This is a genomic window from Micromonospora globosa, assembly GCF_000717585.1.
GTDB classification, from domain to species: Bacteria; Actinomycetota; Actinomycetes; order Mycobacteriales; family Micromonosporaceae; genus Micromonospora; species Micromonospora aurantiaca.
Window position 1 is genome coordinate 56,901 of sequence record NZ_JNZR01000055.1, and the last position, 14,827, is coordinate 71,727.

The 14,827-nt window shown below is 75.7% G+C and carries 2 protein-coding genes and 3 pseudogenes; all 5 read right to left on the reverse strand.

All coding sequences use genetic code 11. The features are described from left to right. Positions 1 to 109 precede the first annotated feature (109 nt). A complete protein-coding gene (locus tag IF06_RS34535) occupies positions 110 to 6,940 on the reverse strand; it encodes an SDR family NAD(P)-dependent oxidoreductase (protein ID WP_420063447.1) in 6,831 nt (2,276 codons plus the stop codon). Beyond that, positions 6,914 to 8,283: pseudogene (locus IF06_RS35035) on the reverse strand (acyltransferase domain-containing protein); the annotation flags it as partial. The gene IF06_RS34535 and the pseudogene IF06_RS35035, both read right to left, overlap by 27 nt. 12 nt (positions 8,284 to 8,295) lie before the next feature. Then, a pseudogene (locus tag IF06_RS34545) lies at positions 8,296 to 13,012 on the reverse strand (beta-ketoacyl synthase N-terminal-like domain-containing protein); the annotation flags it as partial. Then, complete coding sequence (locus IF06_RS34550) at positions 12,927 to 13,376, reverse strand: polyketide synthase (RefSeq protein WP_232236814.1); 450 nt, start codon at positions 13,374 to 13,376, stop codon at positions 12,927 to 12,929. The pseudogene IF06_RS34545 and the gene IF06_RS34550, both read right to left, overlap by 86 nt. Positions 13,377 to 13,406: 30 nt before the next feature. Then, positions 13,407 to 14,826 (reverse strand): annotated as a pseudogene (locus tag IF06_RS34555) (beta-ketoacyl synthase N-terminal-like domain-containing protein); the annotation flags it as partial. Between the last annotated feature and the right edge of the window lies 1 nt (position 14,827).

The following is a 14,827-nucleotide window of genomic DNA, read 5'->3' on the forward strand; positions in this document are numbered from 1 at the left end:
CCTGCGAGCGGTGCGGCGCACCGCCCTCGCGGGGTGCGGCCGGGCGAGTGCGCGGACCCGCCCGGCCCGGCGTGTCACGACCGCCGACAACGGTCGTACGACACCATTTCTAGATCCCTGGCAAATTGCCGCCGGGGCCACCCAGCTCGCGGTGGATGAAATCGAAGATCTCGGCGTCGGTGGCGTCGTCGAGGGTGTGCGTGGCCGATTTCTCCTCGGCGGGACCACGGTCGTCGCCCCACCGGGCGACGAACGCCTGCAGCTGCACCAGCAGCTTCTGCCGGGTCAGCCGGTCCGGCGCCTCGGCCGCGAAGGCGCCGTCGAGCCGTTCCAGCTCGGCGAGCAGCGGCGCCGCCGCGGCGGCGCCGTCCTCGGCGAGCCGGTCGCGCAGGTGCCGGGCGAGGGCCGCCGGCGTGGGGTAGTCGAACACCACGGCGGCGGGCAGGTGGACGCCGGTGGCGGCGCGGAGCCGGTTGCGCAGCTCCACGGCCGTCATCGAGTCGAAGCCGACCTCGCGGAACGCCCGGTCGGGCTCCAGCCCCGCGTCGCCGCCGTGGCCGAGCACGGTCGCCGCCAGGCCGCCCACGAGGTCGACGAGGACGCCCTCGCGGTCGGCGGGGCTCAGCGGACGCAGCCGCTCCCGCAGCGCGGTCGCCGCCTCGTCGTCAGCCGGCCGGCGCTCGTCGTCGGCGGGCATCGCCGCGCCCGCCTCCGGGACCCCGGTCAGCAGCGGGCACTGCCGCATCGACGCGAACGTCGGCACGAACCGGTCCCAGCGCACGTCGGCGACGATCAGCGCCCCCTGCGCGCGCAGCGCCTGCCCGAACGCCTCGACGGCCAGCTCCGGGGGCAGGCCCGGCAGGCCCCGCCGGCGCAGTTGCGTCTGCTCCGCCGACTCGGGATCGTCGTGCCACGGGCCCCACGCCACGGCGGTGGCCGCCAGTCCCCCGTGGCGCAGGCTCGCCGCGAGCGCGTGCAGCAGCGCGTCGCCGGCGGACTGGCCGGCCCGGCCGCCCGCGCCCCACACCCCCGTGGTCGAGGTGCACAGCACGAACGCGTCGAGCGGGCGGTGGGCCAGCTCGTCGGCGTACCTCGGGACGTCGCCGACGGTGGCGGCCAGGTCGGCGGCCAGGTCGGCGAGGGTCAGCTCGGTCAGCGGCACCGAGCCGGTCTCGGCCGGGACGTGCACGAGCGCGGTCACCGGCCGTTCCTCGGCGGCGAGCCGCTCCATCAGGTCGCCGAGCTTGCCCGTGGCCGGCTCGGCCAGCGGGAGCACCTCGGCGCCGTGGCGGCCCAGCCAGTCGGTGGTGTGCCGGGCGAGGGGGCCGGTGCCGCCGGTGAGCAGGACGGTGCCGTTCGGCCGGTAGCCGTCGCCCGCCGCCGGCAGCCCGGTGTCGCGGACCAGCCGCCGGGTGTGCACGCCGGCCTCCCGGACGGCGAGCTGGTCCTCGCCGTCGACGTTGACCAGGGCCCCGGCCAGGGCCGCGTACGCCGCCTCGGCCGGGTCCGCCGGCAGGTCGACGACTCCGCCGACGTGCCGGGGGTGCTCCAGCGCGGCGACGAGGCCGAGGCCCCAGGTGGTGGCCTGCGTCGGGTGCACGACCGCTTCCCCGCCGACGGCGACGGCGCCGGTGGTGGCCAGCCACAGCGGCACGGCCGGGCCGGAGCGGCCGGTGTGCGCCTGCACGAGCAGCAGGTTCGCAGCCAGGCCGGTCGGCAGCGCGGACTGCTCCGGGTGCGGCGCCTCGTCCAGCGCCAGCAGGGACAGCAGCGCCGTCGGCTGGTGCGCGGCGGCGAGCCGGTCGAGGTCGGCGGTCAGACCGTCGCGGGTGACGGTGGCCGGGTCGACGGTCAGCAGGTGCACCGTCGCGGCGCCGGCCGTGAGGGCGGCGAGCACCCGCTCGGTGACCTGGTGCGGCGGGGCCACCACCAGCCACCTGCCGGGGTCGGCGACGGTCAGCGCCCGGCGTTCCCAGGTGACCCGGTACCGCCAGCCGGCCAGGGTGCCGTCGAGCTGCCGGCGGCGCCGCCACGACTCCAGTTCCGGCAGCAGCTCGCGCATCGGCTGGTCCGGGTCGAGGCCGAGGCGGCCCAGGTCGCCGTCGGTGACGGCCCGCCAGAACGCGTCGTCGACCGGGTCGTCGGCGGCCGGTGCCGGCAACGTGTCGAGGGTCGGCCAGTAGCGCTGCGGCCGGAACGCGTACGTCGGCAGCTCGGGCAGCAGCCGGCGATCCGGGCGGGGGCCGGCCAGCGCGGCGAGCACCGCCGCCCAGTCGACGTCGCGCCCGGTGCCGTGCACGACGGCCAGCGCGGCGAGCAGGGCGGCCAGCTCGTCGGCGCCGGCGCGCAGCGCCGCCACGGCCGTGCCGTCGTCGGCGTCGGGGAGCAGGCCGGCGGTCATCGCCGTCAGCACCGCCTGCGGTCCGAGTTCCAGGAAGGTGTCCACGCCCGCGTCGCGCAGCGCGGCGATCCCGTCGGCGTACCGGACGGCCTCCCGGACGTGGCGCACCCAGTAGCCGGGCGTACGGATCTCGTCGGGCTCGGCGAGCCGCCCGGTCAGGTTCGACACGATCGGCAGCAGCGGCGCGGCGAACGTCAGTCCGTCGAGGACGGCTCGGAACTCGGTCAGCATCGGCTCCATCAGCGGGCTGTGGAACGCGTGGCTGACCCGCAGCCGGCGGGTGCGTACGCCGCGTTCCCGCCAGAGCCGTTCCAGCCCGTCGAGGGCGTCGAGGGCCCCGGCGAGGACCACGGCGGTGGGGCCGTTGACGGCGGCGACACCGACCCGGTCGCCCAGCCCGGCCAGGGACTCGACGACGGCCGCCTCGTCGGCGGCGACGGCGAGCATCCCGCCCCCGGCGGGCAGGGCCTGCATGAGCCGGCCCCGGGCGGCCACCAGCGTGGCGGCGTCGGCGAGGGACAGCACGCCGGCGACGTGAGCGGCGGTGATCTCGCCGATGGAGTGCCCGGCAACGTGCCCGGGCACCACCCCGAACGACTCGACCAGCCGGAACAGGGCCACCTCCAGCGCGAACAGCCCCGCCTGGGTGAAGACCGTCTCGTCGAGCAGCGTCGCCTCGGCGCTGCCCTCGGCCGCGAACAGCACCGGCTTCAGCGGCTGCGGCAGCTGGTGGTCCAGGGCCGCGCAGACCTCGTCGAGGGACGCCGCGAAGACGGGGAACGTGTCGTACAGCCGGCGGCCGGCACCGGGGCGCTGGGCGCCCTGGCCGGAGAACTGGACCGCGAGGCCGCCGCCGCGTCGCCGGGCGGTGACCAGCGCGGGGTGCTCCTCCCCGGCGGCCAGGGCCCGCAGCGCGGCCGTTCGGGTCGCCCGGTCGGCGGCCACCACTGTGGCCCGCCGGCCGAGGTGGGCCCGGCCGTCGGCGAGCGCCCAGGCGACCAGGTCGGCGGGGTCGTCGCCCGTCGCGACGCGGTCGGCCAGCCGGCCGGCCTGCTCACGCAGCGCGGGCAGGTCGGCTGCGGAGACCGGCCACGGCAGGATCGCCGCGGGACGGTCCCCGTCGGGGAAGGCCGGCTCCGGGCGGTCCGGGGCCTGTTCCAGGATGACGTGGGCGTTGGTGCCGCTGATGCCGAACGAGGAGACGCCCGCCCGGCGCGGCCCTTCCGTGGTGGTCCACGGTCGTGCCTCGGTGAGCAGCGCCAGCGTGCCGGAGGACCAGTCGACGTGCGGGGTCGGCGCGTCGACGTGCAGGGTCTTCGGCAGCACCTCGTGCTGCAGGGCCAGCACCATCTTGATGAGGCTGGCGGCGCCCGCCGCGGCCTGGGTGTGGCCGATGTTCGACTTCACCGACCCGAGCCACAGCGGCCGGTCGGCGGTCCGGTCCCTGCCGTACGTGGCCAGCAGGGCCTGCGCCTCGATCGGGTCGCCGAGGGTGGTGCCGGTGCCGTGCGCCTCGACGACGTCCACGTCGGCGGGGGTGAGGCCGGCGTTGTCGAGCGCGTGCCGGATGACCCGCTGCTGCGCGGGCCCGTTCGGCGCGGTGAGGCCGTTGCTCGCGCCGTCGGAGTTGACGGCGCTGCCCCGTACGACGGCGAGGATCCGGTTGCCGTCGCGCTGGGCGTCGGAGAGCCGCTGGAGCAGCAGGACGCCGACGCCCTCGCCCCAGCCGGTGCCGTCGGCGGCCTCGGCGAACGCCTTGACCCGCCCGTCGGCGGCGAGGCCGCGCTGCCGGGAGAACTCCAGGAACGCGCCCGGCGTCGACATCACCGTCACGCCGCCGGCCAGCGCGAGGTCGCATTCGCCGCTGCGCAGCGCCTGCGTGGCGAGGTGCAGGGCCACCAGCGACGACGAGCAGGCCGTGTCGACGGTGACCGCCGGGCCGTGCAGCCCGAACGAGTACGCCAGGCGGCCCGAGACCACCGACGCGCCGTTGCCGGTCGCCTGGTAGCCCTCCACCTGGGCTCGGGCGCCCAGCAGCAGTGTGGCGTAGTCCTGCCCGTTGGTGCCCATGAAGACGCCGGTGGCGGAGCCGCGTACGCCGTGCGGGTCGATGCCGGCGCGTTCGAAGGCCTCCCAGGTGGTGTGCAGCAGCAGCCGCTGCTGCGGGTCCATGGCGAGGGCCTCGCGCGGGTTGATCCCGAAGAACGCGGCGTCGAAGCCGGCGACGTCGTGCAGGAAGCCACCGCTGCGGGTGTAGCTGGTGCCGACCTGCTCCGGGTCGCTGTCGAACAGGGCGTCGAGGTCCCAGCCCCGGTCGGCAGGCATCGGCGTGACCGCGTCCACTCCGTCGGCCAGCAGCCGCCACAGCTCCTGCGGCGACGACACCCCGCCCGGGAAGCGGCAGGCCATGGAGACGATCGCGATCGGCTCGTCGGCCGCGGGCCGGGCCGCGGTCGCGCCGCCGGCAGCCGGGCCGCCGTCCGCGCCGACCACGATTTCGGTACGCAGGAAGCGGGCCAGTTCCGCCGCCGAGGGGTGGTCGAAGACCACTGTCGACGGCAGGGTCAGGCCGGTGACCCGGCCCAGCCGGTCCCGCAGCTGCACGGCGGCGAGGGAGTCGAAGCCCAGCTCGCGGAACGCCCGGCCGGCCGGCACCTGGTCGGTGGTGGGGTGGCCGAGCACGGCCGCCGCCTCCGCGCGGACGAGGTCGACCAGCAGCGCCTCCTGGCCGGTCGCCGGCAGCGTGGCGAGCCGGTTGCGCAGCCCGTCGGTCGCGGCGGTGTTCTCCGGCCGCTGCGGCTCCCCGGCGACGGCGGGGGCGACCCGGTCGAAGAGGTGGCTCGGCCGTACGGCGGTGAACGCCGTGACGAACCGGGACCAGTCGACGTCCACGATCACCGGGGCCGCCTCGGGGGCGTTCACCCAGCGGCCGAGCGCCGCGACGGCGGCGTCGGGCGCGAGCGGGCTGAACCCGCGGCGGCGCAGGCCGTCCGCGGTCTCCCCGGCGGCCATGCCGTCCTCCGCCCACGGGCCGTACGCCAGCGCGGTGGCGGGCAGGCCCTTCGCCCGGCGGGCGGCGACGAGGGTGTCGAGCAGGGCGTTGCCGGCCGCGTAGCCGGCCTGCCCGCCGCCGCCCCAGACACCGGCGACCGAGGAGAAGACCACGAACGCGTCGAGGTCCCGACCCCGGCAGGCGGTGTCGAGGTGCAGGGCGCCGAGCACCTTGCCGGCCAGGGTCTCCGACAGCTCGCCGTCGGTCACCTCGTGCGCTGCGGTGGTGCCGCCGGACGCCCCGGCGGTGTGCACGACGGCGGTCAGCTCCGGCAGCCCGGAGACCATAGCCTCGACCGCGGCCCGATCGGTGACGTCGCACGCCACCACCCGCACCGCGCCCAACTCGTCGACCAGCTCGGCCGCGCCCGGCGCCGCCGGACCCCGCCGCGAGGCCAGCACCACCTCGGCCGCCCCGTTCGCCAGCAACCAGCGCGCCACGTGCCGACCCAAGGCGCCCGTACCACCGGTCACCAGCACCGTCCCGGCGGGCCGCCAACCCGCACCCGCGGGCGGCGCGGCCGGCACCAGCCGCCGGCCGAAGAGGCCGTTGCGGCGGACGGCCACCTGGTCCAGGGTGCCGTCGGCGAGGACCGCGACGAGCCCGGCGCGGGCGCCGCGGTCGGCGCGGTCGGGCAGGTCGACCAGGCCACCCCAGCGGTCCGGCTGTTCGAGGGCGACGACCCGGCCCAGGCCCCACGCCAGCGCCGCCCACACGTCGCCGGCCCGCTCCCCCGCCGTGACCGGCATCGCGGTACGGCTCAGCGCCCACACCCGTCCCGGCAGGCCGGTGTCGGTGAGCGCCCGGATGAGGGTGAGCAGGGCGGCCGCGCCGGCGGGCACCGCTGGGGTGTCCGCCAGGGGCCGGTCCTGGCGGGGCAGCACGCAGAGCACCCCGGCCCAGCCCTCCCCGCTGATGCGGCGCAGTCGCTCGCCCAGGTCGGCGCGGGCGAGGGTGGACGACACGGTGAGCGTGTCCACCCGGGCGCCCGCCTGGGTGAGGGTCTTCGCCACGCCCGCGTCGGCGCCGCTGTCGACGGTGACGACCAGCCACCGCCCGGACAGCCGGGTCGCCGGGGCCGGCCGTACCGGCTCCCACCCGATCCGGTACGACCATCCGTCGAGGGCGGTGTCGCGCGACCGGTGCTGACGCCAGCGTGCCAGGAGCGGCAGGGCCGGGCCGAGCGCGTCCAGGTCCTCGGTGTCGTCGCCGAGTTCGGCGGCGAGGGCGGCCAGGTCGCCACGCTCGACGGCGGCCCAGAACTCGGTGTCGCCGCCCTCCGGGGCGGCCTGCCTCGTGGGCGTGCCCTCAGGCCAGTAGCGCTGGTGCTGGAAGGCGTACGTGGGCAGGTCGACGCGGCGCGCGCCGGTGTCCGCGAACCACGACTGCCAGGTCACCGGCACGCCGTGCACGTGCAGCTCCGCTAGGGCGTGCAGCAGCGCGTGCGCCTCCGGACGGTCCCGGCGCTGCACCGCGACGGCCAGCACGGCGTCGTCGCCGGGCAGCACGTCGGCAGCCATCGCGGTCAGGACGCTCTGCGGCCCGACCTCCAGGAACGTGTCGATACCGGCGGCCCTCAGGGCGGTGATCCCGTCGGCGAAGCGCACGGCGTCGCGGACGTGCCGCACCCAGTAGTCGGCCGTGCGGATCTCGTCCCCGGCCAGGGCACCGGTCACGTTCGACACGACCGGCAGCAGCGGCGTGGCAAAGGTGAGGCCGTGCAGGATCGTGCGGAACTCGTCGAGCATCGGCGCCATCAACGGGCTGTGGAACGCGTGGCTCACCGTCAGGCGGCGCGTACGCACGCCCCGGTCCCGCCAGACCCGCTCCACCTCGTCCAGGGCCTCGACGGCACCGGAGACGACGACGGCGGTGGGCCCGTTGACGGCCGCGATACCGAGGCGGTCGGTCATCCCGGCGAGAGACTCCGCCACCGCAGCCTCGTCAGCGGCCACGGCCAGCATGCCGCCGCCCGTGGGCAACGCCTGCATCAACCGACCCCGCCGACATGCGCCGCCGTCACCTCACCGATCGAGTGACCAGCCACCACGTCGGGAACGATCCCGAACGACTCCACCAGACGGAACAACGCCACCTCGACCGCGAACAACCCGGCCTGCGTGAACACCGTCTGGTCCAGCAGCTCCGCCTCGGCGGTGCCCGACGACGCGAACAGCACCTCCCGCAGCGGGCGCGGCAGCAGCGGGTCGAGGTGTCCGCACACCTCGTCCAGCGCGGTCGCGAACACGGGGAACCCGGCGTACAACTCCCGGCCCATCCCGGCCCGCTGTGCTCCCTGGCCGGAGAAGAGCAGCGCGAGCTGGCCGCGTACGGCGGTGGAGCCGGTCACGACGGTCCCGGAGGGCTCGCCCGCATCGAGGGCCCGAAGCGCGGTGAGCAGGTCGTTGCCGTCGGCCACCACGGCGACGGCACGCTGTTCCAGCGCGGGCCGGGTGGTGACGGAGGACCAGGCCACGTCCAGCGGACGCGGGGCCTCGTCGGCGGTCAGCCAGCGCGCCCACCGGCCCGCTTGGCCGGCCAGGGCCGCGTCGGAGCGCGCGGAGAGCAGCACCGGTACGACCGGCGGTACGTCGCGGGCGACGATCTCGCCCTCGATCGTCTCAGCGGGCGGCTGCTCGATGATCACGTGCGCGTTGGTGCCGGAGATTCCGAACGACGACACCGCCGCCCGACGCGGCCGGTCCACCGCCGGCCACGGGGTCGCCTCCGTAGCCAGGGCCACCGCCCCGGCCGTCCAGTCGATGTGCGGGGACGGCTCGTCCACGTGCAGGGTCGCCGGCACCAGGCCGTGGCGCATCGCCATGACCATCTTGATCACACCAGCCACACCCGCAGCCGCCTGCGTGTGCCCGATGTTCGACTTCACCGAGCCGAGCCAGAGCGGCCGGTCGGCGGGCCGGTCCTGCCCGTACGTGGCCAGGACGGCCTGCGCCTCGATCGGGTCACCCAGCGTCGTGCCCGTGCCGTGCGCCTCGACCACGTCCACATCGGACGGCGACAGCCGCGCCGACGCCAGCGCCTGCCGGATCACCCGCTGCTGCGACGGACCGTTCGGCGCCGTCAGCCCGTTCGACGCACCGTCCTGGTTCACGGCCGTGCCCCGCACCACGGCGTAGATCTTCCGGCCCTCGCGCTGGGCGTCGGAGAGCCGCTCCACGAGCAGCACGCCGACGCCCTCGGACCAGCCCGTGCCGTCGGCCGACGCCGCGAACGACTTGCACCGGCCGTCCTGCGACAGACCACGCTGACGCGAGAACTCGATGAACGTCCCCGGCGTCGCCATCACCGTCACACCACCGGCCAACGCCAGGTCGCACTCACCGGAACGCAACGCCTGCGCGGCGAGGTGGAGCGCCACCAGCGACGACGAGCACGCCGTGTCCACTGTGACCGCCGGCCCCTCCAGCCCGAAGGTGTAGGCGACCCGACCGGACAGCACGCTGCCGGAGGTGCCGGTCCCGACGTAGCCCTCCACCTCGGTCGGCAGGTCCATGAGCCGGGAGGCGTAGTCGTGGTACATGACACCGGCGAAGACACCCGTCCGGCTGCCCCGCAACCGCTGCGGGTCCAGCCCCGCCGACTCGAACGACTCCCACCGGGTCGAACAGCGACTCCAGGTCCCAGCCCCGGTCCGCCGGGAACTCGGAGATCCCGTCGCCGCCGCCGGCCAGCAGCCCCCACAGTTCGTCGGGGGATTCCACCCCGCCCGGGTAGCGGCAGGCCATGCCCACGATCGCGATCGGCTCGTCGGTGCCGGCGACCGGGCCGGCGACCGGGCCGGCGGTCGACTGGCGCACCCCGGCCAACTCCGACCACAGGTGGTCGGCGAGCACGGCCGGGGTCGGGTAGTCGAAGACCAGCGTCGAGGCCAGCCGCAGCCCGGTGGCCGCGTTCACGCGGTTGCGCAGGTCGACGGCGGTCAGCGAGTCGAAGCCCAACTCCCGGAACGCCCGGTCCGCCGGCACCGACTCCGCGCCACCGTGCCCCAACACCTGCGCGACCAGACCCCGTACCAGTACGTCGACCTGGGCGCGGCCCTCGTCCTCGGTCAGCCCGGCGAGCCGGTCGGCCCAGCCGCCACCGCCCTGCCCCGCCTGGCGGCGGGTGCCGGTCACGCCGATCAGGGTGCGCAGCACGGCCGGCACGGGGCTGCCGGAGGTCGCCGCCCGCAGCGCGGGCACGTCGATCACGGCCGGTACGAGGACCGCCCGGTCGGCGCCCAGCGCGGCGTCGAACAGCTCCAACCCGGTCCCGGCGCTCATCGGCGTCAGACCCGCCCGCGCGGACCGCGCCCGGTCCGCCTCGTCGATCGAGGCGGCCATGCCGGCCGTGTCCCACATCCCCCACGCCAGGCTGACCGCCGGCAACCCGAGCTGCCACCGGTGGACCGCAAGCCCGTCGAGGAAGGCGTTGCCCGCCGCATACGCCGACTGACCGGGCGAGCCGAGCACACCCGCAACCGACGAGAACACCACGAACAAGTCGAGATCCAGACCCGCCGTCGCCTCGTGCAGGAACCAACCCGCCGACACCTTCGGCGCCAACACCCCCGCCAACCGCTCCGCCGTCAGCCCCTCCACCACACCGTCATCCAGCACACCAGCGGTGTGCACCACACCTGCCAGCCGACCCTCGGCGGCCACCTCGGCCACCAGACCGAACACCTGGTCCCGGTCCGTCACGTCACAGGCAACGACCCGCACGGACGCACCCAACGCAGACAGCCGCTCCGACAGCTCGCCCGCACCGGCGGCCTCCGGGCCGCGCCGCGACACCAGCACGAGAGACCGCACGCCGTGCACCGACACCAGGTGCTCCGCGACCAGCGCCCCGAGCGCACCCGTACCGCCGGTGACCAGCACCGCACCGTCACCCACGGCCGGCGTCTCCGCCGCCGTGATGCCGGCCCGGACCAGGCGCGGCGAGTGCACCGCACCCCCGCGGACGGCCAACTGGCCGCCGGTCGCGGTCGGTTCCCGCAGGACGCCGTCCAGCAGGGCCATCAGCGCGGCATCCGGGTCGCCGTCGACGTCCGCGAGCACGATGCGGCCCGGGTGCTCCGACTGCGCCGACCGCAGCAGACCCCACACCGCCGCGCCGGCCAGGTCGGTCACCCGGTCGTCGTCTCCGACGGACACCGCGCCCCGGGTCACCACCACGAGCCGCGAGTCCGCCAGGGCATCCGCCGCGAGCCAGGACTGCACGGTCGCCAGCACGTCCGAGGTCACCGCCCGGACCGACTCCGCCGTCGCCGACCCGGGCGCGGGGAACACCGGCAGCAGCAGCGTCCGGGGGACGGACTCCTCCCCCGCGGCCGTCGCCACGTCGGGGTACGTGGGCATTCCGACGGGTGCCGGCAGCTCCCGGCCGCCGGTCACCAGCGCCCAGCCGGAGAGCTCCCCGGCGGGCGCGGCCTCCACGGCCGGCCATCGCAGCTCGAACAGCGACCGCGTGGCCACGCCCGGCGCGGCCACGCCGGTCAGCTCCCGCAGGGCGAGGGAGTCCACCGACACGACCGGCGCGCCCACCTCGTCGTACGCGGCCAGCCGCAGCCCGGAGCCGTCGCGGGTCAGGCGTACCCGCAGCGCCCCCGCTCCCGAGGCGTGCACCTGCACGCCCTCGAACGCGAACGGCACCCGTGGCCCGCCCGACTCCTCGCCGACCAGCAGCAGCCCGATCGGGTGCAGGGCGGCGTCCAGCAGCGCCGGGTGCACGCCGAACCCGGCGGCCTCCGTCGCGTCGTCCGGCAGGACCACCTCGGCGTACACCTCGTCGCCCCCGGTCCAGGCACGCCGGAGCCCCTGGAAGGCCGGCCCGTACGTCAGGCCGTGTTCCGCCAGCGTCGGGTACCAGCTCGCCAGGTCCACCTCCGCCGCGCCGGCGGGGGGCCAGGTGACCGGGTCCGGCTCGTCGGCGGTGGAAGGCTCCAGCACGCCCTCCGCGTGCCGGATCCAGCCCGCCTCGGGATCGTCGTCGGGGCGGGAGTAGACGGCGACGGGACGCTGCGGCGACTCCGACGTGGACACCCGCACCTGGATCCGCACGCCTCCCGTTCCGGGGAGGGCCAGCGGGGCGGCCATGGTCAGCTCCCGCAGCCGGGAGAGGCCCACCTCGTCGCCGGCCCGCACCGCCAGCTCGACCAGGGCGGTGCCCGGCACCAGCGTCAGCCCGGAGACCGTGTGGTCGGCCAGCCACGGGTGCGTGGCCAGGGAGAGCCGGCCCGTCAGCACCATCTCGTCGTCGCCGGCCAGGTCCACCGTCGCGCCGAGCAGCGGGTGCCCGGTGCGGCCGAGCCCGGCCCCGGACACGTCGCCCGTACGCGCCCGGCCGGCGGTGGGCCAGTAGCGCTGGTGCTGGAAGGCGTACGTGGGCAGGTCGACGCGGCGCGCGCCGGTGTCGGCGAACCACGACTGCCAGGTCACCGGCATCCCGTGCACGTGCAGCTCCGCCAGGGCGTGCAGCAGCGCGTGCGCCTCCGGACGGTCCCGGCGCTGCACCGCGACGGCCAGCACGGCGTCGTCGCCGGGCAGCACGTCGGCGGCCATCGCGGTCAGCACGCTCTGTGGCCCGACCTCCAGGAACGTGTCCACTCCCGCCTCGCGCAGGGCGGTGATCCCGTCGGCGTACCGGACGGCCTCGCGCACGTGCCGCACCCAGTAGTCGGCCGTGCGGATCTCGTCCCCGGCCAGGGCCCCCGTCACGTTCGACACGACCGGCAGCAGCGGCGCGGAGAACGTCAACCCGTCCAGGACCGTACGGAACTCGTCGAGCATCGCCTCCATCAGCGGGCTGTGGAACGCGTGGCTCACCGTGAGGCGGCGCGTGCGCACACCCCGATCCCGCCAGACCCGCTCTACCTCGTCCAGGGCCTCGACGGCACCCGACACCACCACTGCGGCCGGACCGTTGACAGCCGCGATACCCAGCCGATCGGTCATCCCGGCGAGAGACTCCGCCACCGCAGCCTCGTCAGCGGCCACGGCCAGCATGCCGGACGACGCGAACAGCACCTCCCGCAACGGACGCGGCAGCAGCGGGTCGAGGTGTCCGCACACCTCGTCCAGCGCGGCGGCGAACACCGGGAACCCGGCCGACAGCTCCCGGCCCATCCCGGCGCGCTGCGCGCCCTGGCCCGAGAAGAGCAGGGCGAGCCGGCCGCGCTGGCCGGTGGCGCCGGAGACGACCGTACCGGTGGGGTCGCCGTCGGCGAGGGCAGTCAACGCCGCGACCAGGTCGTCCCGGTCGGCGGCGGTGACGACCGCCCGGTGCTCCAGCGCGGGTCGGGTGGTGACGGAGGACCAGGCCACGTCCAGCGGACGCGGGGCCTCGTCGGCGGTCAGCCAGCGCGCCCACCGGCCCGCCTGCGCCGACAGCGCGGCGGCGTCGCGGGCCGACAGCAGCACCGGTACGACCGGCGGCACGTCGCCGGCGACGACCTCACCCTCGATCGTCTCAGCGGGCGGCTGCTCGATGATCACATGCGCGTTCGTGCCGGAGATGCCGAACGACGACACCGCCGCCCGACGCGGACGGTCCACCCGCGGCCACGGGGTCGCCTCCGTAGCCAGGGCCACCGCCCGTGTGCCCGATGTTCGACTTCACCGACCCCAACAGCAACGGCCGATCCTGCGGACGCTCCTGCCCGTACGTCGCCAGCAGAGCCTGCGCCTCGATCGGATCACCCAGCGTCGTACCCGTACCGTGCGCCTCCACGGCATCCACGTCCGCCGGGGACAGGCGCGCGTTCGCCAGCGCCTGCCGGATCACCCGCTGCTGCGACGGACCGTTCGGCGCCGTCAGCCCGTTCGACGCACCGTCCTGATTCACGGCCGTGCCGCGTACCACCGCCAGCACGCGGTGCCCGTTGCGCCGCGCGTCCGACAGCCGCTCCACGAGCAGCACGCCGACGCCCTCGGACCAGCCGGTGCCGTCGGCCGACGCCGCGAACGACTTGCACCGGCCGTCGGCCGACAGACCACGCTGCCGGGAGAACTCGATGAACGTCCCCGGCGTCGCCATCACCGTCACACCACCGGCCAACGCCAGATCACACTCACCCGACCGCAACGCCTGCGCGGCAAGGTGCAGCGCAACGAGGCTGGAAGAACAAGCGGTGTCGACGGTGACCGCCGGGCCCTCCAACCCGAAGGTGTAGGCGACCCGACCGGACAGCACGCTGCCCGACGTGCCCGTGCCGACGAAGCCCTCGGCGTCCGGCGGCAGGTCCATCAGGCGGGAGGCGTAGTCGTGGTACATGACACCGGCGAAGACACCCGTCCGGCTGCCCCGCAACCGCTGCGGGTCCAGCCCCGCCGACTCGAACGACTCCCACGTGCTCCGGGTCCGGGTCGAACAGGCTCTCCAGGTCCCAGCCGCGATCGGTGGGGAACTCCGAGATCCCGTCGCCGCCGCCGGCCAGCAACGCCCACAGCTGGTCCGGACCATCGACGCCACCGGGGTAGCGGCAGGCCATGCCCACGATCGCGATCGGCTCGTCGGTGCCGGCGGTGAGTACCGCCGTCTGGCGGGCGGTGATCTGCCCGGAGACCTGCTCGTGCAGGTGGTCGGCGAGCACGGCCGGGGTCGGGTAGTCGAAGACCAGCGTCGAGGCCAGCCGCAGCCCGGTGGCCGCGTTCAACCGGTTACGCAGGTCCACCGCCGTCAGCGAGTCGAAGCCCAACTCCCGGAACGCCCGGTCCGCCGGCACGGCTTCCGCACCACCGTGCCCCAGCACCTGCGCGACCAGACCCCGTACCAGCACGTCGATCTGGGCGCGCGCCTCGTCGGGCGCCAGGCCCGCGAGCTGGTTGGCCCAGTCGCCGCTCCGCGCGGCCCGTCGCCGGGCCGCCGTCGACCCGATCAGGGTACGCAGCACGGCCGGCACCGGGCCGGCGCCGAGCGCTGCGCGCATCGCCGGTACGTCGATCACGGCCGGCACCAACGCCGGCTGCTCCGCCACCAGGGCGGCGTCGAACAGCTCCAACCCGATCTCGGCGCTCATCGGCGTCAGACCCGCCCGCGCGGACCGCGCCCGGTCCGCCTCGTCGATCGAGGCGGCCATGCCTGCCGTGTCCCACATCCCCCACGCCAGACTCACCGCAGGCAACCCGAGCTGCCGCCGATACACCGCCAACCCGTCCAGGAACGCGTTACCCGCCGCATACCCCGACTGACCCGGCGAACCCAGCACACCAGCCACCGACGAGAACACCACGAACAAATCCAGATCCAGCGACGCCGTCGCCTCATGCAACAACCAACCCGCCGACACCTTCGGCGCCAACACCCCCGCCAACCGCTCCGCCGTCAGCCCCTCCACCACACCGTCATCCAACACACCAGCCGTGTGCACC